Annotated in this window: 21 protein-coding genes and 1 pseudogene; 19 read left to right on the forward strand and 3 right to left on the reverse strand. The window is 57.9% G+C overall.

Going from position 1 to position 23,441, the window contains the following annotated elements:
- The first annotated feature begins 226 nt into the window (after positions 1–226).
- From fabI to arcC, 14 genes and pseudogenes are all read left to right on the forward strand, one after another.
- The gene (gene fabI, locus ACR0DB_RS12180) at positions 227–988 is read left to right on the forward strand and encodes an enoyl-ACP reductase FabI (RefSeq protein ID WP_480551168.1); all 762 of its coding nucleotides are present in this window, start codon (positions 227–229) and stop codon (positions 986–988) included.
- A 242-nt stretch (positions 989–1,230) separates the two neighbouring features.
- A complete protein-coding gene (locus tag ACR0DB_RS12185; RefSeq protein WP_480551170.1) occupies positions 1,231–3,393 on the forward strand; it encodes a DUF3141 domain-containing protein in 2,163 nt (720 codons plus the stop codon).
- A 189-nt stretch (positions 3,394–3,582) separates the two neighbouring features.
- A complete protein-coding gene (locus ACR0DB_RS12190) occupies positions 3,583–4,944 on the forward strand; it encodes a V-type ATP synthase subunit B (RefSeq protein ID WP_170785689.1) in 1,362 nt (453 codons plus the stop codon).
- Positions 4,922–5,527 carry a V-type ATP synthase subunit D gene (locus tag ACR0DB_RS12195; RefSeq protein WP_170789890.1) on the forward strand — a complete coding sequence of 202 codons (606 nt, stop codon included), beginning with the start codon at positions 4,922–4,924 and terminating at the stop codon, positions 5,525–5,527. The genes ACR0DB_RS12190 and ACR0DB_RS12195 overlap by 23 nt, the downstream gene beginning before the upstream one ends.
- Positions 5,524–7,320, forward strand: a complete 1,797-nt coding sequence (locus tag ACR0DB_RS12200) for a V-type ATP synthase subunit I (protein WP_480551173.1) — start codon at positions 5,524–5,526, stop codon at positions 7,318–7,320. The genes ACR0DB_RS12195 and ACR0DB_RS12200 overlap by 4 nt, the downstream gene beginning before the upstream one ends.
- Positions 7,317–7,760 carry an ATP synthase subunit C gene (locus tag ACR0DB_RS12205; RefSeq protein ID WP_170352721.1) on the forward strand — a complete coding sequence of 148 codons (444 nt, stop codon included), beginning with the start codon at positions 7,317–7,319 and terminating at the stop codon, positions 7,758–7,760. Before ACR0DB_RS12200 ends, ACR0DB_RS12205 begins: the two co-directional genes overlap by 4 nt.
- Positions 7,760–8,437, forward strand: a complete 678-nt coding sequence (locus tag ACR0DB_RS12210; protein WP_480551175.1) for a hypothetical protein — start codon at positions 7,760–7,762, stop codon at positions 8,435–8,437. Before ACR0DB_RS12205 ends, ACR0DB_RS12210 begins: the two co-directional genes overlap by 1 nt.
- A 1-nt stretch (position 8,438) precedes the next feature.
- Positions 8,439–9,131: a hypothetical protein gene (locus tag ACR0DB_RS12215; RefSeq protein WP_480551177.1), complete on the forward strand. Its 693-nt coding sequence runs from the start codon at positions 8,439–8,441 to the stop codon at positions 9,129–9,131.
- The gene (locus ACR0DB_RS12220; RefSeq protein ID WP_480551179.1) at positions 9,128–10,969 is read left to right on the forward strand and encodes a V-type ATP synthase subunit A; all 1,842 of its coding nucleotides are present in this window, start codon (positions 9,128–9,130) and stop codon (positions 10,967–10,969) included. Before ACR0DB_RS12215 ends, ACR0DB_RS12220 begins: the two co-directional genes overlap by 4 nt.
- Positions 10,970–11,333: 364 nt before the next feature.
- Positions 11,334–12,739, forward strand: a pseudogene (locus tag ACR0DB_RS12225) (YfcC family protein).
- Positions 12,740–12,748: 9 nt separating this feature from the next.
- On the forward strand, positions 12,749–14,077 hold the full coding sequence (locus ACR0DB_RS12230; RefSeq protein ID WP_480551181.1) for an amino acid permease: 1,329 nt from the start codon (positions 12,749–12,751) through the stop codon (positions 14,075–14,077).
- Positions 14,074–15,303, forward strand: a complete 1,230-nt coding sequence (locus ACR0DB_RS12235; RefSeq protein ID WP_170789896.1) for an arginine deiminase — start codon at positions 14,074–14,076, stop codon at positions 15,301–15,303. The genes ACR0DB_RS12230 and ACR0DB_RS12235 overlap by 4 nt, the downstream gene beginning before the upstream one ends.
- A gap of 28 nt (positions 15,304–15,331) precedes the next feature.
- The gene (gene argF / locus ACR0DB_RS12240; protein WP_480551183.1) at positions 15,332–16,333 is read left to right on the forward strand and encodes an ornithine carbamoyltransferase; all 1,002 of its coding nucleotides are present in this window, start codon (positions 15,332–15,334) and stop codon (positions 16,331–16,333) included.
- Between the two features lie 3 nt (positions 16,334–16,336).
- Positions 16,337–17,266: a carbamate kinase gene (arcC, locus tag ACR0DB_RS12245; protein WP_480551185.1), complete on the forward strand. Its 930-nt coding sequence runs from the start codon at positions 16,337–16,339 to the stop codon at positions 17,264–17,266.
- Positions 17,267–17,309: 43 nt separating this feature from the next.
- Here arcC and ACR0DB_RS12250 read toward each other — a convergent pair whose 3' ends face one another.
- Both ACR0DB_RS12250 and ACR0DB_RS12255 read right to left on the reverse strand, forming a co-directional pair.
- Positions 17,310–17,909: a tetratricopeptide repeat protein gene (locus tag ACR0DB_RS12250; protein WP_480551187.1), complete on the reverse strand. Its 600-nt coding sequence runs from the start codon at positions 17,907–17,909 to the stop codon at positions 17,310–17,312.
- Positions 17,910–17,951: 42 nt separating this feature from the next.
- A complete protein-coding gene (locus ACR0DB_RS12255; RefSeq protein WP_480551189.1) occupies positions 17,952–18,674 on the reverse strand; it encodes a hypothetical protein in 723 nt (240 codons plus the stop codon).
- Between the two features lie 120 nt (positions 18,675–18,794).
- On the opposite strand from ACR0DB_RS12255, the gene ACR0DB_RS12260 reads away from it, so the two are divergent.
- From ACR0DB_RS12260 to ACR0DB_RS12270, 3 genes are all read left to right on the forward strand, one after another.
- Entirely contained in the window at positions 18,795–19,073 is a 279-nt protein-coding gene (locus ACR0DB_RS12260) for a hypothetical protein (protein ID WP_480551191.1), read from the forward strand.
- A 61-nt stretch (positions 19,074–19,134) separates the two neighbouring features.
- The gene (locus tag ACR0DB_RS12265; RefSeq protein WP_480551193.1) at positions 19,135–19,416 is read left to right on the forward strand and encodes a hypothetical protein; all 282 of its coding nucleotides are present in this window, start codon (positions 19,135–19,137) and stop codon (positions 19,414–19,416) included.
- Positions 19,413–20,825 (forward strand): sulfatase-like hydrolase/transferase, encoded by a 1,413-nt coding sequence (locus ACR0DB_RS12270; protein ID WP_480551195.1) that lies wholly within the window; start codon positions 19,413–19,415, stop codon positions 20,823–20,825. Before ACR0DB_RS12265 ends, ACR0DB_RS12270 begins: the two co-directional genes overlap by 4 nt.
- A 370-nt stretch (positions 20,826–21,195) precedes the next feature.
- Here the strand turns inward: ACR0DB_RS12270 and ACR0DB_RS12275 are convergent, their stop codons facing one another.
- Positions 21,196–21,615, reverse strand: a complete 420-nt coding sequence (locus tag ACR0DB_RS12275) for a hypothetical protein (protein ID WP_170773252.1) — start codon at positions 21,613–21,615, stop codon at positions 21,196–21,198.
- 103 nt (positions 21,616–21,718) lie between these two features.
- Here ACR0DB_RS12275 and ACR0DB_RS12280 point away from each other — a divergent pair, with 103 nt between their 5' ends.
- Both ACR0DB_RS12280 and ACR0DB_RS12285 read left to right on the forward strand, forming a co-directional pair.
- The gene (locus tag ACR0DB_RS12280; protein WP_480551198.1) at positions 21,719–22,486 is read left to right on the forward strand and encodes a helix-turn-helix domain-containing protein; all 768 of its coding nucleotides are present in this window, start codon (positions 21,719–21,721) and stop codon (positions 22,484–22,486) included.
- Positions 22,487–22,568: 82 nt separating this feature from the next.
- A complete protein-coding gene (locus ACR0DB_RS12285) occupies positions 22,569–23,366 on the forward strand; it encodes a hypothetical protein (RefSeq protein WP_480551200.1) in 798 nt (265 codons plus the stop codon).
- The last annotated feature ends 75 nt before the right edge of the window (positions 23,367–23,441 follow it).

The following is a 23,441-nucleotide window of genomic DNA, read 5'->3' on the forward strand; positions in this document are numbered from 1 at the left end:
TTTGAGTGTCATCTCAACACTCGTGGCCGGACAAGGCAGGGGCGTATACTATCGTCTACTGCGCGAATTGCTGAAATGGAAAAAGCCCGGACATAATTCGCCCGTTTTTGAGCAAACTGGTGCGTGTTCGTAGCTCTGTGACGCAGCGTAGGCAGAATTGCACCGCAATCGTCTTTCCCGAATCGAGGAAAAGGCGCTATGCTGCACTGCAGAAAAAAGGCATGCTATGTTTCGATTGGACGGATACAAAGCAGTTGTTATCGGTGTCGCAAACGATCAGTCGATTGCGTGGGGATGCGCGCGTGCGCTTCATGCACAAGGCGCAGAGATCGCGCTGACTTATGTAAACGAAAAGGCCAAACCATACGTCGTCCCGCTGGCTGAAGAGGTTGATGCAAAAATCTGTCTGCCGCTGGATGTGCGGGATGCAGACCAGACAAACGCCTTGTTTGATGCAATCCGGGCGCAATGGGGCCGGATTGACACTCTTGTGCATTCTATTGCCTTTGCGCCACGCGATGATCTGCACGGAAGGGTTATTGATACCTCGGCCGAAGGGTTTGGGGTGGCCATGGATATTTCTGTTCATTCGTTTCTGCGCATGATCCGCATGGCCGAACCGCTGATGGTGCGTGGCGGAACATGTATGACGGTCTCGTTTCTTGGGGCGACTCGGGTTGTTGAAAACTACAATATCATGGGGCCGGTGAAGGCCGCTTTGGAAGCCTCGGTGCGCTATGCCGCTGCAGAACTGGGGACCAAAGGCATTTCGGTGCACGCTCTGTCGCCTGGCCCTCTGAAAACCCGCGCGGCCACCGGGCTGTCCGATTTTGATGCACTGCTGAGCGCCGCTGCCGAGCGTGCACTCACCCATCAGTTGGCGACCATCGAAGATGTCGGTGCCTATGCCGCGTTTCTTGCAAGCCGCGAGGCGTTCAACGTGACTGGCGGCGTACACCCCATCGACGGTGGGTACAGCATCGTCTGAGGAAGGATTGACCTATGGCCCGGAATTCAATTGCGAAAGAAAATGCGTCGCACCCTTCAACCGGTGAAAAAACCACAGCGACCGTAAACAGCAACGTGCTTGATGCGATTTCTGGTGTGCTTGATCAATCTGGTATGCAGTACCAAATTTTGTCGCAAGCCGCTACTAATCAGGCACAGAAAATAACTGAGCACCATTCAAACCGGTCTACGAAATGGTCAAACGAACTGCGAGATCTTGCGGTGCAATTCGCGCATACGAAATCCGTAGGTTCGGCATGGACGGACTATATCAAGGATGCAGGTCAGCGCGTCGCCCTGACGATGGACGTCTTGCGCGAGCGCGGAGACGTTTTACTCGAACATGAAGCGGCCGGTTGCCCGCCAGTGCTTGTCTATGACTACGAAGTGATGGTTGACGGGAGGGAGCTCGACCGGCCCTGCAACTATCAGCTTTTGCGCATTGTTCCCCCGCAAGGGATCAACGTAGACGATCACAAACGCCCCTACATCATTATTGATCCTCGTGCTGGACATGGCGGTGGTATTGGTGGGTTCAAGTCCGACAGCCAGGTCGGCGTGGCGCTGGCGAAGGGCCACCCGGTATACTTTGTGAGTTTTGGCCGTGACCCGGTCGAAGGACAGACACTGGCGGATGTGATGCATGCCGAAGCTGGATTTGTTCGCACCGTCAGCGCGCGTCACCCAAAAAGCCCGCAACCTGTTGTGACAGGAAACTGCCAGGGCGGCTGGGCGACCTTGCTGATGGCGGCCTGCAACCCCGATCTGACCGGGCCTCTGGTGCTCAATGGTGCGCCGGTCGCACCTTGGTCGGGTGAAGTTGGTGAAAATCCAATGCGCTACAATGGCGGGATGCTTGGCGGTACATGGCAGCCGATGCTCTGGTCAGATTTGGGGAACGGCAAATTTGACGGTGCCAATCTGGTGATGAATTTCGAGCAGCTAAATCCCAGCCGAAACTACTTTGGCAAATATTTCGACCTGTACCGCGATCCCGAAGCCGGCCGTCAGCGTTTCATCGATTTTGAGCGTTGGTGGGGCGGTTTCTTTCTTCTGAACGAGGCCGAAATTCGATGGATTGTCGAACAACTGTTCGTTGGAAATCGGCTCGTCAAGAATACCGCACAACTGGAACCCGGAGTTCCCGTAGATCTCAAGGCGATCAAAGCGCCGATTTTTGTCTTTGCAAGTCATGGCGACAATATCACGCCGCCGCAACAGGCGTTGAACTGGATCGCTGAAACGTATGCGGACGAAGAAGAGATACGAGTACGCGGCCAGCGCATTATTTACATGCTTCATGATGAAGTGGGGCATCTGGGTATTTTTGTTTCCTCCAAGATTGCGCGCAAAGAGCACACAGGCCTCGCCTCTACACTTGAAACAGTCGAGGCAATGGCACCCGGTCTTTATGAAATGGTCATTGATAACATCGAAGGGGACGGGGTCGAAAAATCCTTCGAAGTTCGGTTCGTCGATCGAACGCTTTCAGATGTCGCTGCATTGGATGACGGTCGCCAGGATGAAACCAGCTTTGCCGCCGTGGCGCATATGTCGGAAGTGCAAGCGGGTGCCTATGAAACCTTTGGTCGCCCAGCCGTGCAAACAATGTCGACACCGGTGACAGCGCAGGCTTTGCGCGATGCGCATCCGCTGCGCGTACAGCGTTCGTCGATGTCTTCGAACACAGTTATGGGGAAAGGGATCGAGAAACTGGCGCAGGACGCCAGAGCGCAGCGCGCGCCAGCCGATGCTGACAACCCGTTTCTAAAATGGGAAAAACTCACCGGTGAATGGATCGAGCAATCGATGGATTTGGGCCGTGATTTGCGCGACGCATGGTATGAGGCAACCTTCTTCGCCACTTGGGGCGGGCCGTTCGCAACTTGGTTCGGGCAAGAGTATTCCAAGCGCCGAACCCTGCCAGACCCAGCGTCTTTGCGCAATTTGCCAGAGGTCAACACGGTGCTTGCGCATATGCGGCAAGGAGGTCTGCCCGAGGCGGTCATTCGAATGCTGATCTTATTGGCCGACAGCCACAAAGGCTTTCGCGCTGAGATTCTGCACCGCTGGGCGCATATCTTTCGGCACGAAGCGCCGTTCAAATCCATTTCGGTTGTAGAACGTCAACGTATGTTGCACGAGCAGACTCTGGTCGCCACTTTCGATCCGAAGGGTGCAGTCGAGACGTTGCCTTATCTGTTGCCTGACGAGGAGCAGCGCACTGAAGCCGTTGATCTGGTCAAACGCATCATAGGGGAAGTCAAAACACCTTCCAAAGAACTTGAAGAGATGGCCAACTTGCTTGTGCGCGTTTTGGACTATCGTCCCGATGCTGAAACGGGGCCAAAGGCGGCGTCGCAGACGTCAATGGCAAAGTCTTGAAATCGAATGGCGACACAAAATCCAGTCGGAATTGAATTGATTTCATTGCTTTAGGCCTGCAATCTCTATTAGCTTGGAGGCAACCGGATTTACCAAATCAATATTAAACCCTCCGAGCGCACTGGTTCGGTGGGCAGTTTGAAGGTGGAAAGAAAAATAAACTCTTAATCATGCGACTTAGGGTAGGCGATGTCTCAGAGTCTCTTGAAATATACTCGTGTTCTGGAAATTGTTGGGGATACGATCAAAGTTAGGGTTCCGTTGGACGGATCGGCTGAAGCAACCGTTAGGTTCAACGATCTGGCGGTGATCGAAACCATCGACGGACACAAAACGCTGGCGCAGGCGATTTTCATCGACCGGGATGTGGTGACGCTGCAGGTGTTCTCGGGCACCAAGGGTATCTCGACCGAGGCGACAGCCACTTTTCTGGGTCATCCGATGCAGACGCCCTATTCGGCCAATATTCTTGGCCGTGTCTTTGACGGGGCAGGGGTGGCAATCGACGGTGGGCCGGACCTGTCATCCGAACCGCGGATCGAAATTGGCGGGCCGACCGTAAACCCTTCGGAACGTGCAGTGCCCAACAAGATGATCCGCACGGACGTGCCGATGATCGACGTGTTCAATACTCTGGTCGAAAGCCAGAAAATCCCGATCTTTTCGGTCTCGGGCGAGCCGTTCAATGCCTTTCTCAGCCGGATCGGCATTCAGGCGGATGCGGATATCGTAGTCTTTGGCGGGCTGGGGCTGATCTTTGACGACTATCACACGTTCCGGACGTCGTTCGAGGATGCGGGCGTGTTCTCGCGCACGGTGATGTTCGTCAATCAGGCGATGGACCCACTGGTGGAACGGCTCTTGGTGCCGGACATGGCGCTAGCGGTGGCCGAGAAATTCGCGGTCGAAGAAGGCAAACGGGTGCTTGTCTTGTTGACCGACATGACCGCCTATGCCGATGCGATGAAAGAGGTGGGGATCAGTCAGGAACGCGTGCCCTCGCAGCGCGGCTATATGGGCGATCTCTATTCCCAACTGGCGCGGCGGTACGAGAAGGCATGTGACTATGCCAAAGGCGGTTCGGTCACTGTACTGACTGTCACGACGATGCCCGGCAATGATGTGACCCATCCGGTGCCGGACAACACGGGCTATATCACCGAGGGGCAGTTTTACCTGCATTCGGGGGTGATTGATCCGTTTGGCAGCCTGTCACGCCTCAAGCAGAACGTGATCGGCAAGACCACGCGTGAAGATCACGGGCAGATCATGAACACGATGATCCGCTTCTATTCCGAAAGCCGCGATGCGGCGCAGAAACAGGCGATGGCCTTTGATCTTTCGGATTACGATCACCAGTTGCTGAAATTCGGCGCGCTGTTCCGGGCGCGGTTTATGGACATCAACGTCTCGATCCCGCTCGAGGACGCGCTGGATCTGGGGTGGAAGACGCTGGCCGAGTGTTTCCAGCCTGAACAGTTGCTGATGAAGCAGGCTTTGGTCGAGAAGTATTTCCCAAAGGATACCGATGGCGCGGTTGCAGCTGAATAAATCGTCGCTGGCTCGCCAGCAGACCCAGCTGAAAAGCTATGAGCGGTTCCTGCCGTCGCTGGACCTCAAGCGCCAGCAGTTGATGGCGGAACGTGCCAAAGCCCGCGAAGACGTCCACCGCCTGCAGCAAGAGGTGCACAATCTGGCGCAGCAGGTCGGGGAAAAACTGCCGATGCTGGCGCAGCAGGGGGTCGACCTGGACGGGTTGGTCGAGTTGAAGGATTACCAGTTGAAAGAGGTCAACGTGGTCGGCGTCAAGATGCCCGATCTGGACCGAATCGAAGTTGCCGTGCGACCCTATTCGCTGTTGGCCAAGCCACATTGGGTCGATGCCGCCGCCAACCTGTTGCATGACATGATCGAGGCGCGGCTACGCGTGAAGGTCGCCGAAGAAAGGGTGCGCATTTTCGACAAGGCCGTGGCCACGATCACGCAACGGGTCAACCTGTTCGAAAAAGTTTTGATCCCGCGCGCCAAGGCCAATATCAAGAAAATCCGCATCTATCTGAGCGATGAGCAGATGCAGGCGGTTGTGCGCTCGAAAATCTCCAAACGCAAACATGCGCAGGAGGCGCTGACATGAGCGTCGCGCGGCTGAAGAAACTGTCCCTCGTCGGACCCGCCGCGCATAAGGGCGACACGTTAGAGGCGCTGCAGGAGCTGGGCTGTATGCATGTACTGCCACTGGCGCCTCCACCCGTCGAGCCGGAAAAGATCAGCGAACGTGGCGCGCATGACGCTTATAAAGCGCTGCGCTTTTTGACCGACGTGGCCGACCCGCGCCGCCAGATACAGCGCGATCCGGCCTTCGACATGGACCAGTTCGTGCGCGACGTGCTTGACCTGATGCAGCGCACCCGAGAGGCAACAGATCGGCGGGATTTTCTGGCGCACCGGATCGCGCAGGTGCGACCGTGGGGTGATCTGGATTTTCCACCCAATGATGTGCTGGCGGGCAATCGGCTGTGGTTCTACCAACTGCCGGTGAAACACCGCGAGGCGTTGTCCGAGGTCAAACTGCCCTGGGCCATTCTGGAACAGGATCACCGCTATATTTACGCGGTGCTGATCGCGCCCGAGGATCCGGGTGATGATATTCTGCCGGTGCCGCGCACTCATACCGGGTCGCTGCCGATCCATGAGCTTGAGGCGCAGCTGGAAGAGGCCGAGATCGCCATTGAGGCGCTTGAGGCGGAACGCATCGCCCAGACCCGTTACCTGACCCTGATGCGCCGAAACCTGTCGGCGGCGGAAAGCGCGGCGGAACTGGCCCACGCCACACAGAAGGTCCGCGACGAGGGCGCGATGTTTGCCCTGCAGGGCTGGGTGCCTGAAGATCGTGTGGATGCGGTGCTGGAGATGGCGCAGGCGCGAGACGCTGCTGTTCTGATCGAGGAGCCGGGGCCGGATGACGCCCCTCCGACGTTACTGGAGCAGCCTGAAAACCGCAGCGCGGCGGTCGATCTGGCGCTGTTTTACCAGATACCGGGCTACCGGGATTGGGATCCCAGCATCATCGTTGCGGCCTCGTTTGCGATCTTCTTTGCGATGATCGTGGCGGATGCGGGCTATGGCGCGGTGATCCTGCTGGGCCTGCTGGCCTTCTGGAGGAAGATGGACAAGACCCCGGCGCAGCGGTCTTGGCGGCTCTACGGTGTGATCATCGCGGGCGCGACGGTGATTTATGGGGTCCTGGTCGGCAGCTATTTCGGCGCGTCCCCGGCAGATGGGTCGATCTGGGCGCGGCTCAAGATACTGGATCTGAACAATTTCAACGCGATGATGATGATCTCGATCGTGGTGGGGGTGTTCCATCTGGTGCTGGCCAACGCATTGGCAGCGCGGGCGGCGTGGGGACGGCGCAGAGCGGTTGCCAATATAGGTTGGATCGGAGTGCTAATCGGCGGGTTTGTTCTGTGGTTGGCCTACATGAACGACGGCGCGACCCTGCCCGGAACCGTCCTGATGGTTGCCGGTTTTCTGACCATTCTGCTGTTCACTAGCGAGCGACAGATCACCAAACCTACCGACTGGCTGTGGCGTCTGATCGAAGGGCTGCAGGGGCTGGCGGGGGCGATGGGGGCGTTTGGCGATGTTCTGAGTTACATGCGCCTGTTCGCGCTGGGGCTGGCCTCGGCCTCGCTGGCGATCACGTTCAACGATCTGGCGGTCCAAGTGATGCAGGCGCTGAAAGGGCCGGGCATCCTGTTCGGGCTGCTGATCCTGATTGCAGGGCATCTCCTCAATTTCGCACTCGCACTGATGAGCGGCGTCGTCCACGGGTTACGTCTCAATTACATCGAATTCTTTAAATGGGGTCTGCCGGATGAAGGCATCGTCTTTCGCCCGTTCGCCCGCAAGGAGGTTCAGGAATGAATGAGCTTGTACTGACATTGGGTTGGCTGGGAATCTATGCGCCCATGGCATTGGGTGCGGCGTCCAGCGCCATTGGTTGTGCCATCGCGGGGCAGGCCAGTATCGGCGCGATGACCGAGACCGAGGGCGGCTATGGCCGGTTCATCGGCGTCTCGGCCTTTCCGTCGACCATGGTGATCTATGGCATCGTGATCATGTTTACGCTGAACCGCGATGTGACGCCGGAAAACGCGGGCGGGCTGTTCGGCATCGGCATCCTGTCGGGAATTGCGCTGATGTATTGCGGCATCTGGCAGGGCCGCGCCTGTGCGGCGGCGATCAATGCCACGAAGGAGAAACCTGAGATCTTCGGCCTGTCGCTGGCCCCTGCGGCGATCATAGAAGGCTTTGGCGTTTTTGCCTTTGTCTTTGCCTTGGTCATTAGCGCGGGGATCAGCTGATGGCACAGGACGGAATGATCTCGCACGGGGTCGATGCGCTGATCGACAAGCTGCGCAGCGACGGTGTCTCGGCGGGGCAGGCGGATGCGGACAAGTTGCGTTCTGAAGCCAAGGCCGAGGCGGCGAAGATTCTCGCCGATGCCAAGCGCGAAGCGGATGAGTATCAGAAAAAGGCGCGCACCGAATCCGACAATTACCGCGCCGCCGGGGAAGAGGCGCTGAACACCGCCATGCGCGATGCTGTGCTGACGATGAAGGCCGGACTCACTGACCGGTTTCGCGAAGATGTCGAACGCCTTGTCACCAAAGAAATGGCTGATCCCGAGATGCTGAAACAGATGATCCTCGAGGTCGTCGGGCGCGCTGCCGAAGGGGCCAAGCTGGACGGTAAGGTGCAGGTGATCCTGCCCGCTAAGGTGGCCACACAAGAGGATATCAAGCAGAACGCTGACGATATCCAGTCGGGCAAGCTGACGAAATACGTGCTGGGCCTGACCGCCGACATGCTGCGCGAACAGGTGGAGCTGCACGCTGCTGACGGCACGCAGGACGGTATCCGGGTGCGCGCCGAGGATCAGGGCGTGGTGCTGGACCTGACTGACAAGGCCGTGGCCTCCTTGCTGATGGAGCATCTTCAGCCCCGGTTCCGTGCCGTGCTTGAAGGGGTGATCCGCTGAAATGTCGGACCCCGACGCCTATATCGCGCTAATCAGCAGCCTTCCCGGCTCAGAGCGGTTGTTTATCGCCAAACAGCCCCCAATCTCGCGCTTTCGGCTAGACCGGCGGCTGCGCGCGTTGACGCCTGAGGATGCGCAGGTGCTGCGGGTGTTGGAGCACGCCCTGAACTGGGGCGATTACGATATGGACATGACAGACGTGCAGGCCGTCGAACGGTGCAAGGCCGCGCTTGCTGATATTCCGCAGCCGACTTTGCAGAAGCTGTTTCTGGAGCGGATGGATTTGCGCACCGCCGTAGCCGCATTGCGCCTTCGCAAAAAGGGTGGCAGCTCGCCCGCCGGAACCTTCGGCATGGGCCGCTGGGCCCGCCACATCCCGGCCAACTGGAGCGATCCGACCTTCAAGCTTGAGAGCTCGATGCCGTGGCTCAAGGAAGCGCATCAACTGCTGGAGGCCGAGGACCCGCTGGGTCTGGAGAGGCTTCTGCTTTCGGTTAGCCATAAGCAGCTGAAACGCCACGCCGCCCGCCATCTGTTCGATTTCGAGGCCGTAGCGATTTACGTTCTGATCTGGAATATTTTCGACCGCTGGGCGCAGAGCAATGCGCAGGATGCGGCAACGCGATTTGAAAAACTGGCGCAACAGGCCATGGCCGACGTCGCCGATATCGACTTTGAGGGAGCCTACGCATGACCGCCCCAACCCCCGTCACCCAAACCGCCACTGCCCGCGTTGTCTCGGTGCAAGAGGGGCTGGTGCAAATTCAGGCCAACGCAGATGCCTCGGGCGCGCCGGGGCAATTGGTCAAGAACGAGGTGGTCTTCATCCTGCCCACGCGCCCCGGCCCCGGCGGCCGTCAGGAACGTTTGAAAGCCGAAGTGCTGCGCGTGCGCGGCGACACGGCGGATGTGCAAGTCTATGAAAGCACCGACGGCGTGGCCGTGGGCGATCCGGTAGAGCAATCGGGCCAGTTGTTGTCGGTTGAACTGGGGCCAGGTCTGCTGGGTCAGGTGTTTGACGGGTTGCAGTCGCCACTGCCCAAGGTCGCTGCCGAATTTGGCACTTTCCTGCCGCGCGGCGCGGATGTGGCCCCGCTGGATACGCTGGCGAAGTGGTCGTTTACACCTTCGGTCAAGGTGGGCGACACCGTGACGGCGGGCGACAGCATCGGCGCGGTGCCCGAGGGGCGGTTCGAGCATAAGATCATGCTGCCGTTTAACTGGGTTGGCGATTACAAGGTCGTCTGGGTCCAGAAAGGGGCTGCCACGATCCACGACATCGTGGCCCGGCTTGAGGATGCGCAGGGCGGCGAACACACGCTGACCCTGTCACAGAAATGGCCCGTCCGGAGGGCGTTGCCGGAAAACATCCTGAAGCGCGCCTTGTCTGAACGTCTTTACCCGACCGAGCCGGTTCTGACCTCGCAACGCCTGATCGACACGTTCTTCCCTATCGCGCGCGGCGGGACGGCCTGTATTCCCGGCCCGTTCGGTGCAGGCAAGACCGTGCTGCAAAACCTGATCGCACGGAATTCCAAGGTCGATATCGTGATCGTTGTCGCCTGCGGCGAGCGCGCGGGCGAGGTGGTGGAGACCATCGCGGAATTCCCCAAGATGACCGACCCAACCTCGGGCGGCAGCCTGATGGACCGGACAATCATCATCTGTAACACCTCGTCCATGCCGGTCGCTGCGCGCGAGGCGTCGATCTTTACAGGCATCACACTGGGCGAATATTACCGCCAGATGGGCTATGACGTGCTGCTGATTGCCGACAGCACCAGCCGCTGGGCGCAGGCCATGCGCGAGACTTCGGGCAAGCTGGAGGAAATTCCGGGTGAGGAGGGCTTCCCGGCCTACCTGGAAAGCTCGATCAAGGGGCTGTACGAGCGCGCAGGCGCGATGAAGACCAATGACGGCGCGTTGGGCAGCCTGACCCTGATCGGCACGGTCTCACCCGCCGGGGGCAATTTTGACGAACCGGTCACGCAGTCGACCCTGTCTACGGTCAAGTGTTTCCTCGGCCTGTCGTCCGAGCGCGCTTACAAGCGGTTTTACCCGGCGGTGGACCCGATGCTCAGCTGGTCACGATATCTGGATCAGCTGTCCGACTGGTATGACAAGAATGCCGAAGCTGGCTGGACCGGCAAGGTCCGCGATTTGCTGGCGCTTATCGAAAAGGGCGAACAGGTCGATCAAATGATGCAGGTGACGGGCGAAGAGGGCGTCACGATCGAGGACTTTGTCACCCAGCAAAAAGCACTGTTTGTGGACATGGTTTATCTGCAGCAGGACGCCTTTGATCAGGTGGACGCAACCGTCCCTCTGGAGCGGCAGAAGATGACCTTCAAGCTGGTCTATGGCGTGACCCAATCCACCGCCGATTTCGCTGATAAAGCCGAAGTACGTCAGGTGTTTACGCAGCTGACAGGCTTGATGAAGAACTTCCACTACGCGGCCGAAAATACACCTGAATTCAAATCAACTTGGGCACAGATTGAAAGCCTGTGCCGGGAAAAGTTCGAAGTGTGACACGCCAAAAGCCGGCCCCTTAGACAGCTACTATTTTGAGCGAGCCGGGGGCCGATGCGACCGTCAACGCAGCTGAGGTCGACGCGCGTGTCGATCTGTCATCGGGAACGTTCGATCCGGATAACGTGAACAGCTAGCCCGCAAAAAACGGCTTTTGTCTGCGCATGCAAAATTCCGAGGGCTAAATTTCACAAATCAGTTACATCTTTTTGGGTTTTTAATGATCCAAGTCAAAGTCCTGTTTGATTTTGCTTTGCACATTTCACGCAACAGCTTGCAACGAACCCGGCCGGACTGAACGGAAGATCATCGGGCACGCAGGCAGCTTAGCTTTCATTCTCGGTATTTTCAGTGGATCGTTCAAATGAAGTTCCAGTTCCCTACTGCATACACCATTCTATTTGCTTTGATCGCAGTGGTTGCGATCGCCACTTGGTTCGTGCCCGCCGGTCAGTATGACCGAGTCGCAAATGAACAGCTGGGCAAGGATGTCCCGGTTCCAGGCAGCTATCAGGTAGTTGACCCGCAGCCGCAGGGCTTTTTCGACGTGGTTCTGGCACCGATTGCGGGGTTCTACAATCCTGCCACCTATGAGGCTCAGGCCATCGACGTTGCGCTGTTTGTTCTTGTGATTGGAGGCTTTCTGGGGATCGTGGCCCATACCGGAGCCATTGACGCAGGCATCGCCAAAGCGATGGCAAGGATGGAGGGGCATGAAAAGTGGATGATCCCCATCCTGATGGCGTTGTTTGCTGCAGGCGGCACCATCTATGGCATGGCTGAGGAATCGCTGGCCTTCTACACCCTGATCATTCCGGTGATGATTGCGGCGGGTTATGACGCCGCTGTAGGTGTGGGATCATCATGCTGGGCGCGGGCGTGGGTACGCTGGGGTCCACCATCAACCCCTTTGCCACCGTGATCGCTTCGGACGCGGCGGGGATCCCGTTCACCAATGGGATCATGCTGCGCTTTGGACTGCTTGCGGTCTGCTGGCTGGCCTGTGTTGCGTTTGTCATGCGCTACGCGGCGCGGGTCAAAGCCGACCCTCAGCTGTCGATCGTCGCCGACAAACGCGAAAGCAATGAAACACATTTCCTCAAAGGCAAACGCGAGGGCGATGCGCCTGTCACCTTTACGGGCACCCATGGTGTAATCCTTGTGATCTTTGCAGCCAGCTTCGGCGTAATGATCTGGGGCGTATCCGTCGGAGGTTGGTGGATGGCCGAGATGTCGGGCCTGTTTCTTGTGGCCGCCATCGTCGTCGGGCTGATCGCACGGATGGGAGAAGAAGAGTTCACTTCGACTTTCGTGGATGGCGCGCGTGATCTGTTGGGCGTGGCGCTGGTGATCGGGATTGCACGTGGCATCGTTATCGTGATGGATGCTGGCAGTACAACGGACACGATCCTGTATTGGGCCGAGGGTGCAGTGAACGGGTTGGGTCAGGTGGCTTTCATCAATACCATGTTCGGGCTGCAGGGGCTGTTGTCTTTCCTGGTGCCGTCCTCATCGGGTCTGGCGGTTCTGACCATGCCGATCATGGCGCCACTGGCGGATTTCTCGAACGTGGACCGTTCTTTGGTCGTCACGGCCTATCAGTCCGCTAGCGGTCTGGTGAACCTGATCACGCCGACCTCGGCTGTGGTGATGGGTGGCTTGGCGTTGGGACGTGTGCCCTATGAACGGTGGTTGAAATTCACCCTTCCGCTGCTGGGTGTACTGATCGTGATCATCATGGTCGGTCTCAGCCTGTCGGCAATTGCGTAAGGCTGTCCGATGACCTCTTCTGATACCCCACACGCTCTTGGGTTTTGGATGTGTACCGCCTTGGTGGTGGGCAATATGATCGGGTCGGGAATTTTCCTGCTGCCGTCGTCTCTTGCAGCGTTTGGGCCGATCTCGATGGCGGGATGGGTTCTGACCGCCGGAGGAGCCATCGTCCTGGCGCTGATCTTCGGACGGCTGGCGCGCCTGTCTTCTGATACCGGTGGGCCATATGCCTATGCCCGCGAAGGCTTTGGGGATTTTGCAGGGTTCATCATCGCGTGGGGCTATTGGATCGCCCTTTGGTCGGGAAATGCCGCCGTGGCCGTGGCCTTTGCTGGATATCTCAGCGTTATGGTCCCTGCCGTGGGCCAAAGCGCATTGGCCGGGTTGGCCGCGGCACTGGGGTCGATGTGGTTGCTGACTTGGATCAACGTGCGCGGCGTGCGTGAAGCGGGGATCATTCAGGTCGTGACCACCGTGATGAAACTGGCTCCGCTGCTGGTGCTGATCGTTTTGGGCTTTGCATATGTAGACAGCGCTAATTTCAAACCGGTGAATGTCAGCGGAATGTCCAACATCTCGGCGATTTCAACTTGTGCTGCGCTGACACTGTGGGCCTTTGTGGGGCTGGAACCGGCGACCGTCCCGGCAGGTGAGGTCAAAGATCCCAAGCGCACCATTCCCCGCGCCACGATCCTTGGCACATGCGTGGCGGCTTTGATCTATATCGCGACAACCTATGTGGCGCTCGGTGTCGTGCCCTCGTCACTTTTGGCGGGAAGCAATGCGCCGCTTGCCGATGTCGCCACGGTCATGTGGGGCTTCGGTGGCGCTGTCTTTATCGCCATCGGGGCCTGTATCTCAACCTTTGGGACGCTGAACGGTTTTGTTCTTCTGACTGGGCAGGTGCCCCTAGGCGCGGCCCGCGACGGGTTGTTCCCGGCCTATTTCGCGCGCCTGTCCCGCTCAGGTACACCGGCCTTTGGGTTGATCGTGTCCAGCCTTCTGGCCAGTGCCCTCATTGCCATGAATTACACACGGTCGCTGGCCGAGCAGTTCGAATTCATCATCCTGCTGGCCACGCTGTCGACCCTGATCCCCTATCTGCTATGCGCCCTGGCCGAGATCATGATCCGTGCGCGTCGGGGCGATCACATCCGGCTGTCACCCAACATCCTTATCCTTGCCACGTTGGGCTTTGCCTACGCGCTCTGGGCGATCTACGGCGCGGGTGAGGATGTGGTTTTCTGGGGCGTTCTGCTGCTTTTGGCAGGTCTGCCCATCCATGTCTGGCTGCGCTGGCAGTCCGGCAAAGCAACACCGAAGGAGACATCATGACTGGATTTGGAGCCCATTCCGAGATTGGCAAACTTCGCAAGGTGATGGTGTGCGAACCGGGCCTTGCCCATTCCCGCCTGACCCCGGGCAACGCAGCCGAGCTTTTGTATGATGACGTTCTATGGGTGCACAAAGCCCGTGCCGATCACGCTGATTTCCGCATGAAAATGGAAGAGCGCGGGGTCGAAGTGCTGGAATTCCACGCTTTGCTAGAGACGACACTCAAGGACAAAGATGCCCGCAACTGGGTGCTGGAACGGCGGATCACGGAAAATCAGGTTGGCGTCGGCATGCTGACTGAGTTGCGCGGATGGCTTGATGAAATGCCGGCCAAAGAACTGGCCAGGTACCTGATCGGCGGCATCGCGGTCGAGGATATGCCCTTCAAGCCCTCGGGCATGTTCGGCAGCTACCTTGGCCCTCTGGGATTTGTGATCCCCCCAATCCCCAACACGCAGTTCACCCGCGACAATAGCTGCTGGATCTACGGCGGTGTGACGGTGAACCCGATGTATTGGCCCGCGCGGCGGCCTGAAACGCTGCTGGTCACCGCGATCTACAAGTTCCACCCTGATTTCAAGAACGGGGATTTCGAAATCTGGTGGGGCGACCCCGACGAAGATCATGGCGCGGCCACGGTCGAGGGCGGCGATGTCATGCCCTGGGGCAATGGCAGCGTGTTGATCGGTATGGGCGAACGCACCAGCCCGCAGGCGGTGGGTCAGGTGGCACGCGCGCTGTTCGCCAAGGGTGCGGCGGAACGGGTTGTGGCCTGCCAGATGCCACGCAGCCGGGCGGCCATGCATCTGGATACGGTGTTTAGCCATTGCGACCGCGAAACCGCGACCGCTTTTGTGGATGTCTGTAACGAGATCCAGTGTATCAGCCTGCATCCGGGCAACAAAGAGGGCTCGATCGAGTTCCGGCGTGAGGACAAACACCTGTTTGATGTCGCGGCAGAGTGCCTTGGCATCAAATCGCTAAACATCGTGCAGACCGGTGGTGATGCGTTCAATCAGGAACGCGAGCAATGGGACGATGGCAACAACGTGGTCGCGTTAGAGCCCGGCGTGGTCGTGGCCTATGACCGCAACACCTATACCAACACGCTGCTGCGTAAGGCGGGTGTCGAGGTGATCACCATTTCCGGGTCCGAACTGGGCCGTGGACGTGGCGGAGGGCATTGCATGACCTGCCCGATCTGGCGCGACCCCGTAGATTATTGAGACTGATGACGAAAAGGAGACGAAGACGATGGCATTTAACCTCAAGGGCCGCAGCTTCCTCAAACTGCTCGACTTCAACCAGCGCGAACTGCGCTATCTTTTGGACCTGTCGCGCGACCTGAAACGTGCGAAATACGCCGGATCCGAGATTCAGCACCTGAAGGGCAAGAATATCTGCCTGATCTTTGAAAAGACCTCGACCCGGACCATGTGTGCCTTTGAAGTAGCGGCGATGGATCAGGGCGCGGGCGTCACCTATCTTGGGCCCTCGGGGTCGCAGATCGGGCATAAGGAAAGCATGAAAGACACCGCCCGCGTGCTGGGCCGGATGTTCGACGGGATCGAATACCGTGGCTTCGGTCAGAATCTGGCCGAAACGCTGTCCGACTATGCGGGTGTGCCCGTCTATAACGGCCTGACGGACGAATTCCACCCGACCCAGATGCTGGCCGACCTGCTGACCATGCAGGAATATGGTGAAAAACCCTTGCATGACATCAAATATGCCTATGTTGGTGACGGGCGCTCGAACATGGGTCATTCGCTGATGATCGCGGGCTGCATGATGGGTATGGACGTGCGCATCGGCGCCCCGAAAGAGCTGTGGCCCTCGGACGAATTCCGAGGTCCCGCCGAAGAGGCCGCCGCGCGCTATGGCGCCAAGCTGACCATCACCGACGATCCGAAAGAGGCGGTGGACGGCGTGGACTTTATCCATACCGATGTCTGGGTCTCGATGGGTGAGGCAGCCGAGGTCTGGGAAAGCCGGATCACGCAGCTGACGCCTTATCAGGTCAACAGCGATCTGATGGCGGCGGCGAACAATCCGAACGTCAAATTCATGCATTGCCTGCCCGCTTTCCACAACACGGAAACCAAGGTGGGCGAGGACATCCATCAGAAATTCGGCATCACCGAAATGGAAGTGACCGAAGAGGTGTTCGAAAGCCCCGCCGGGATCCAGTTCGAACAGGCCGAAAACCGGATGCACACCATCAAGGCGGTTCTGGTCGCCACATTAGGGAGCTGAGCCATGCGCATTGTCGTCGCCCTTGGGGGCAATGCGCTGCTGCGCCGCGGTCAGGCCTTGACCGCGGAGAACCAGCGCGAAAACACCGCCATCGCCGCCGAGGCGCTGGCCACCATCGCCGAAGGCAACGAGCTGATCGTGACCCATGGCAATGGCCCACAGGTCGGCCTGCTGGCGCTGCAAGGCAATGCTTACAAACCGGACGAAGCCTACCCGCTGGACGTGTTGGGGGCCGAGACCGAAGGCATGATCGGCTATATGGTCGAACAGGAGCTGGGCAACCGCCTGCCGCAGGAAACCCCTCTGGCCACGCTGCTGACCATGATCGAGGTCGACGCCAAGGACCCCGCCTTTGACAACCCGACCAAGTTCATCGGGCCTATTTATGAAAAGGCCGAGGCCGAACGGTTGGCCTCTGACAAGGGTTGGGACATCCGCGCCGATGGCGACAAATGGCGGCGGGTGGTCGCCTCGCCCCTGCCCAAGCGGATTTTCCAGATCCGGCCGATCAAATGGTTGTTGGAGAAACAGACCGTGGTGATCTGCGCCGGTGGCGGCGGAATCCCCACCGTCTATAACGACGCGGGTACGCTGGAGGGGATCGAAGCGGTGATCGACAAGGATCTGGCCTCAGAACTGCTGGCTCGCGAAGTGGGGGCGGACCTGTTCATTTCAGCCACCGATGCGGACAGCGTCTATTTGGACTGGGGCACTGATGATCAACGTGGCATCAAGACGGCAACACCTGATGCGATCGACGCCTATGATTTCGCCGCAGGCTCAATGGGTCCCAAGGTGGATGCAGCGGTTCAGTTCGCCCTCTTGACCGGCAAATCCGCCGCCATCGGCGCGCTGGCTGATCTGGCTGGGATCGTGGCCGGTACCAAGGGAACGACCATCCGCGACGACGCTGGTGAAACCGTGTTTCACTAACAGGGAGACGTCGCAAGCCAAGCAGAACGGGCCGTCGTGCCCGTCAATTGGCGTCCGAGTGTTTCGGCACATTCGGGTTTTCTTGCCAACCCGCGGCTTTCAATTGCGACAGCACAGCGTTCGCGTGATCGGGATTGATGTATAGCCTGTTCAGCGCGACAGAAGGATGAAAATCGGGCCAAATCTGTGCCAGTTCTGAAAGAAGCACTTTTGCCATATCTGTCTGACCATCAGCTTGATAGGAGGCGGCTTTGAAAAGCAGTGTCAACTCACTGACGGGACCTCCGGAAGCAATGGCCGTATCAAAGGCCGAGATAGCGGCTTCGTAGTTGCCCAAATGGAAACTCGCGACGCCAAAGATGTTTCGATGTGCGTGATGCAATCCCGCAGCTCTGCGTGGCTGTTCCGGGTCAGAAATCATCTGAGCGGATTTAAAATCACCTGTCAGTAAAAAGATCACCGCGCTGAAATCCAAAACCCGCGCATCCATGTCGCTGAGTTTGAAAGCCCGATCCGCTAATTCTTTTGCGGTTTCCAAGTCGCCCGAAGCAAAAGCCAGCCATGCTTGAGACGAGATTGACCAACCATTCGTCGGGTCAAGATCGACCGCCTTTTGTGACATCTGCGACGCTTCGCGAAGCATCGCCTGCTGCCGGGTTTCTTCCGGGGACAGAATAGCCAGAGTTTACAGGCTGTGCGCAGCACCTGCATAGCCGCCTGAATACTCGGGATCGATGCGGATGGCCTCTTTGAACATTTGCGTGGCCGAATTCTGATGATCTGTATCCGCTATGGGAAACAAAAGTTCGCTGGCCTTTTGCGACATGTTGGCAGCCTGCAATGTTGCCATTGATTTTGCCGCCAGAGCCAGCCGTTCCTGCGCAGCATTGCTTGCGTTTTCTGTTTCTGAGGGTTGCGGCGTTTCCTTAAAAGACATCCAGAATACAACTGCCAAACTGACGATCGCGCCGACCATCAGAATGGGCCAGAGCGCTGGCATTCGTCTTCCCTGAGCACGCGCATGTTGTGGTCCTGGCCGATCTGCCTGCGACCGTGCTTCGAACCGCGGCGTATAGTGGCCTTTGTCGATATGGATATGCACTGGGTCATCCGCACCATCCGCGCCATAATATTCCGCGAGCGCCCGTCGCAACCTACGCGCATCAACCCGAACAACGTTGTCGCTGCCCTTGGTGGGGTCGCGCCCATAAACATCCTGCGCGATAATTTTGCCGACAATGGCTTGCCCCCGACCGTGCAGGCTTTCGTCGACAACGTAAGTCAGAAAGTCCTGCAACCGCGCCGAGGCTGACAACTGCGGGCTGTTGAGAACTCTGGCCAACGCCTCTCGGATCTGGGCTTCGGCCAAAGGCTCGTCACGCTTTTCCATATTCGATGCGCCGCTCATCTCAGAGTCGCTTAAGTCAACAAAAACAAGTTTCTAAACCGGTATGAAGTCACGGTTTCACGTCGTATTTCACCGTATAACCCCTATCGGGTCCTTTCAACCGCGCTCATGCTGCCATGCATGGCTCTGCATATTGACAGATCGGAACTATACCCTTCGATGGTCGAATTGTACCTGCCGGACCGGCAGGTGCTTATCACGCAGCTTCGGCAATCCAACGTAGTCTTCGCCGAAATCTGCCGCGACTACGAGCTGCTGGCCGGTGACCTGAACGCTCTGATCCGATGCCGTCCCAGCTCGCATCCGGGAACACAGGCCGAACGCGACCTTCTGCTTGAAAGCCTGCAGGGGCTGGTCCGCGAAATCGAAACCGTACTTGAACGCAATCTTGGGGGCTGAACGCCAGCCGCGCGGATCCGATCAACTTATTGGAAACAGCATAGAGGAAAGGGAAACTGAAATGAAATTTAGTCTGGCAATCTGTGGCGCAGCGGCAGCTGTGCTTTCGTCGGATGTGGCGGCTCAGCCCATCATCCACGACGCCGAACATTACATCCTTCATGCTCAGCACGGCGAGCGGTGGGCGACCGAAGATGCCGCGCTTCAGGAAAAACTCGATGCGCTTGCGGCTGAACACGGCACCAAACCCAACATCATCCACATCATGTGGGACGACACCGCCGTGGGCGAGGTGGGCATCCCCGAAATTCAGGCCGTGCGTGGGTTTGAGACCCCAATATGAACCAGATGGCGGATGAAGGGATCAACTTCATGCGCATGTATACCGAACCCGCTTGCACCCCCACGCGGGCAGCATTTCAGACCGGTCGCTACGCCGTGCACAACGGGATGCACACAGTGTCCTTCCCCGTTGAATATTCAGGCATGGATGCTGAGGAGGTGACCATTGCCGAGGTCCTCTCGGGCGCCGGGTACAACACCGCGTTTTACGGCAAGTGGCACCTAGGGGATACCGAGTTCTCATACGCCCACAACCAGGGTTATGACGAGGCCTTGTTTACCCCCTACAATCAGGTTCCGTCGATGTGGATACCGCAGGCCGAGGTCGGCAACGTGATCACCGGCCTCTATCCGGACTTCTATGGTGAAGACAAATATGACATCGACAACTCCTGGCAGCCGTTGGGTCAGGTCTGGACGCTTGAGGGAACCAAAGGCGGCGAGACGCTGGAATGGGGCCCGCCGCCCAATATCGAGAACTATTGGGATATCGAAACAGAAGCGCAGCGCCGGACACTGGCGTTCATCGACAAGAGTGTTGAGGAGCAAAAGCCTTTTTTTATCGCTTATCACCCAATCTTGGCGGCATTTTTTCCTGATCCGCGCAAGACGCAGAAAGACACGGCCAACAAGAACCTTGCGCAAGAAGGTCTGGTTGCAATCGATCAATTCGTGGGAGAGTTGTTTGACTATCTCGAGGCCAAGGGCATCGCTGAAAACACGCTGGTGATCGTGATGGCCGACAATGGTCCATTCATTCACTACGGGCCGCGTGGCATGGTCGAGACGCTGTATACAGGCGGTAAGGGTGACTTTACCGAAGGCGGTGTGCGGGTTCCGGCAATCGCGAAGTGGCCGGGTGTGATTGAGCCCGATCAGATCGTGGGGGACATCTTGCATGTCAGCGACCTTTTCACCACCTTCGCGCGCCTTGGAGGTGCGATGGATGCCATCCCAACCGACCGGGTGATCGACGGTGTCGATCAGACCTCGCTGTTGCTGAACGGAGACGGCTTCAGCCGCCGCGACTATGTCATGATCTATCAGGGTCCCAACCTGTCGGCTGGCGTCAAGGGCCGGTTCAAGCGGGATTGGAAAAACGCAACTCCCGGCCTGTCGAAGAACGAGTTCTATGATCTCTATACCGACCCACGCGAGAAAACCGGCGAGATGATCGAGCAGTTCCACATCAAGTCGATGTTCAATCGCCAACGCGCTCGGCACGAGCTGTGGATGGACCAATATCCGAACCGTCCCGATCCAACTCCGGGGCCTGCCCTGACGGGTATCGCGAACGAACGGCCCGAGACGCGGCAGCTTTATACCGCGCCAGTCGAGGTCGAGAATTTGCCCTTCACGCCCGAGCAGATCAACAACTATCCGCGTCCGTTCTCGGATAGTGACATGTAACGCCGCTGGTACGGGTCAGAGCCCCTTGGGGCTCTGACCTTTTCAAGCTGGAAACAGGTTTCTCAACGTGATTTTGCAACTCAGCACCCCTGGAGTTCTATCGCTTTTTATAAACGATCATCCGGCGCTTGCTGAAATCCGTCATCAGTTTCATCGAGTGAGATTTTGCGGGCATGTTGCAGGGCACCTTTGTGCTGACCCAGTACTTTTTGTATCCCACCCGGCTATTTCCAACTTAACTCTGGTGAATTTGTATTTGTGTGTCCGTCGATATGGATTTTGAAAACCCTGACGTCGTGCCCGTTGCTTGCAGCGGGCCTCGACAATTCGAGATTGAACCCATCGCTGGGTGATCGAAAACGTCAGATCCTCAAGGATTTTCATCTGGTTGCGGTCGGCTGGACCAGAGGATCAACAGCAGGAAGGAAATGTTGAGGGCAACGTTTAAGGGCGCTCCGACCAAGACCGAGCCAGTGCTGTCGGTGCAAAACCAGACCCATGCGGTGATCTGTGCCACTTTGGCTGCAGCGGCAGGGGATATCGGCACAACGTAGGTTCCCAACGCCCATTGCATCGCGCCTAGCCCGGCCGTCAGACCGCCAACAATTGCAAGCAATAATGGCGCTGGGACGGTGATATCGGCTGCAACCGAGTGGATCGGCCAATACGCCACTGTCAGAAAGATATGCGCCAGACTGTGCAAGGCAGGCAGTGCGGTCAATGTAAATAGAACTCCGGTGGCGACCAATGCCGTGCCCGACCGTCGCATCGCGATGTGTTGTGGGGTCATGACGCCCTCCTTTCGATGGTGTCCTTCATGCGGTCAGGGCGGGTCGAGATCAATTACGTCAGAGGTAAGTGATTTCTACCTGCAGGGTCACTAAGGTGGCACCATGACCCCTTATTCCAGTTTGCTGAAAGAATGGCGGAAGCATCGGCGGATGAGCCAGCTTGACCTGGCGACCGAAGCCGATGTCAGTGCGCGACATATTTCCTTTCTCGAAACCGGCCGGTCTCGACCCAGCCCGGATATGATCCTTCATCTTTCGGACGTTATGGATGTACCTGTCGACGCCAGAAACCAGATGCTGCAGGCAGAAGGTTTTGCCGCCCGTTTTGCCAAAACTCCCTTTGATGACGCCGCCATGGCCCCGATCCGCGATGCCGTAGAATGGACACTGAAACGGCATGACCCCTATCCGGGGATTGTGTTGGATCGGGTTTGGAGGATCGTCAGATTGAACAAAGCGGCCGAGCTTCTGTTTACACCGCTTGGGATCGAAACCGGGCAAAGCCTGTTGGCGCTTGTTACAAGCCCGGTCATGGCCGAGCTAGTAGAAAACTGGCCCGAGGTTGCGCATCATACAATGCTGCGTTTGCGCTCGGAAAGCGCGAATGCTGGCGGGTTGCCCGAATTGGACGCTGCGGCCAAGGCGCTTGCGCCCTATGCAAGCATCCACAGGGATATGGTTCCCGGTCCAACGGTTCCGGCGATCTATCGTTTTGGGGAGCAACGGGTGTCGATGTTTGGGACTGTTGCGCAATTCAGCACCGTGACCGATGTCACTCTGGATGACTTGAAGATCGAACTGTTCTTTCCATCCGACGAAGCAAGCGCAAGTTTTCTGAGGGAAATCTCAAGTCCGAGACATGGCGGGTAGAATACGGTCGAGCGTCTTGACGGCGCACCCCTGATCAAATGATCATCGGTTCACTGTCATGGGGTGCCCTGAAGGAAAACCGATGGAAGTGTTTGGTAGTGAAGCCCAGCGACATATGTCCACCACGGGCGAGCATCTTTTGCATCTGCTGGGGGACGACCCTCGGTTCTGTAGCCATGGGCGGGGTATTCAGGTTTCCAATGAGTATAGCGAGGCCTTGGATGATGCCTATGCAATGGCCCGGATCCTTGGCGTGACCGCGATAGAGAGCATACCACGCCCTGAGGTTGCGAAAACGCTGGCAAAAATTGAAAGCCAGGGTTTCAAAACAGATACGATAGCCTGCTATCTGGGAGGCCTGAATTGCGTTGACGTCGCGCGCCAAGTTGTCGAGACGCGGGCGCTGCCCGAAGATTTGACCGTGCGCGTGATTGATCGCGACTCTCCGCCGGAATGGCTGGAAGCTTTTGCCGAAGTTGCATTGAGCCACGGAGTTTTGCCGCCGATCGGACCGGTTATGCGTGGAGTGTCCCGGCCCGGGTTTGCCATGGTCGCCGTTGACAGGTCGGGTACACCGGTCGCGACCGCGGGCTCGGTTCTGTGTCATCCACCCAGCAGCCCGTTGCATCGTCGCGCGCAATGGGGTCAGCTTTCGACCAAACCCGAGCGTATGGGCGAGGGGATTGCGACAATCTTGGGGGCAATGGCTCTGATACACTCTCATGAACAGCTTGGCGCTACGGGGTTCAAGACGGGCATTGCGCCCGGCAATGTTGCGTCTGCCTATTTGTGTGAAAGGCTTGGATTGCAGGACAGCGGCAGCGACATTGTCGCGATCATTGACCCGAAGCTTTTCGCAGAAGACCGGTTGACCAAATGAGCCGTGCAAAAGGGAAATGCCGTATTCTGTCACCAACACGTGAAAGGGCCCGGCTGAAACGTTTTTGAAAAACAA

Source organism: Ruegeria sp. AB6, assembly GCF_056542685.1.

Bases quoted from the DNA above. Each gene is read 5' to 3' on its own strand.
- fabI (WP_480551168.1), top strand. From the start codon at position 227: ATGTTTCGATTGGACGGATACAAAGCAGTTGTTATCGGTGTCGCAAAC.
- ACR0DB_RS12190 (WP_170785689.1), top strand. From the start codon at position 3,583: ATGTCTCAGAGTCTCTTGAAATATACTCGTGTTCTGGAAATTGTTGGG.
- ACR0DB_RS12195 (WP_170789890.1), top strand. From the start codon at position 4,922: ATGGCGCGGTTGCAGCTGAATAAATCGTCGCTGGCTCGCCAGCAGACC.
- ACR0DB_RS12200 (WP_480551173.1), top strand. From the start codon at position 5,524: ATGAGCGTCGCGCGGCTGAAGAAACTGTCCCTCGTCGGACCCGCCGCG.
- ACR0DB_RS12205 (WP_170352721.1), top strand. From the start codon at position 7,317: ATGAATGAGCTTGTACTGACATTGGGTTGGCTGGGAATCTATGCGCCC.
- ACR0DB_RS12210 (WP_480551175.1), top strand. From the start codon at position 7,760: ATGGCACAGGACGGAATGATCTCGCACGGGGTCGATGCGCTGATCGAC.
- ACR0DB_RS12215 (WP_480551177.1), top strand. From the start codon at position 8,439: ATGTCGGACCCCGACGCCTATATCGCGCTAATCAGCAGCCTTCCCGGC.
- ACR0DB_RS12220 (WP_480551179.1), top strand. From the start codon at position 9,128: ATGACCGCCCCAACCCCCGTCACCCAAACCGCCACTGCCCGCGTTGTC.
- ACR0DB_RS12230 (WP_480551181.1), top strand. From the start codon at position 12,749: ATGACCTCTTCTGATACCCCACACGCTCTTGGGTTTTGGATGTGTACC.
- ACR0DB_RS12235 (WP_170789896.1), top strand. From the start codon at position 14,074: ATGACTGGATTTGGAGCCCATTCCGAGATTGGCAAACTTCGCAAGGTG.
- argF (WP_480551183.1), top strand. From the start codon at position 15,332: ATGGCATTTAACCTCAAGGGCCGCAGCTTCCTCAAACTGCTCGACTTC.
- arcC (WP_480551185.1), top strand. From the start codon at position 16,337: ATGCGCATTGTCGTCGCCCTTGGGGGCAATGCGCTGCTGCGCCGCGGT.
- ACR0DB_RS12250 (WP_480551187.1), bottom strand. From the start codon at position 17,909: ATGCTTCGCGAAGCGTCGCAGATGTCACAAAAGGCGGTCGATCTTGAC.
- ACR0DB_RS12255 (WP_480551189.1), bottom strand. From the start codon at position 18,674: ATGAGCGGCGCATCGAATATGGAAAAGCGTGACGAGCCTTTGGCCGAA.
- ACR0DB_RS12260 (WP_480551191.1), top strand. From the start codon at position 18,795: ATGGCTCTGCATATTGACAGATCGGAACTATACCCTTCGATGGTCGAA.
- ACR0DB_RS12265 (WP_480551193.1), top strand. From the start codon at position 19,135: ATGAAATTTAGTCTGGCAATCTGTGGCGCAGCGGCAGCTGTGCTTTCG.
- ACR0DB_RS12270 (WP_480551195.1), top strand. From the start codon at position 19,413: ATGAACCAGATGGCGGATGAAGGGATCAACTTCATGCGCATGTATACC.
- ACR0DB_RS12275 (WP_170773252.1), bottom strand. From the start codon at position 21,615: ATGACCCCACAACACATCGCGATGCGACGGTCGGGCACGGCATTGGTC.
- ACR0DB_RS12280 (WP_480551198.1), top strand. From the start codon at position 21,719: ATGACCCCTTATTCCAGTTTGCTGAAAGAATGGCGGAAGCATCGGCGG.
- ACR0DB_RS12285 (WP_480551200.1), top strand. From the start codon at position 22,569: ATGGAAGTGTTTGGTAGTGAAGCCCAGCGACATATGTCCACCACGGGC.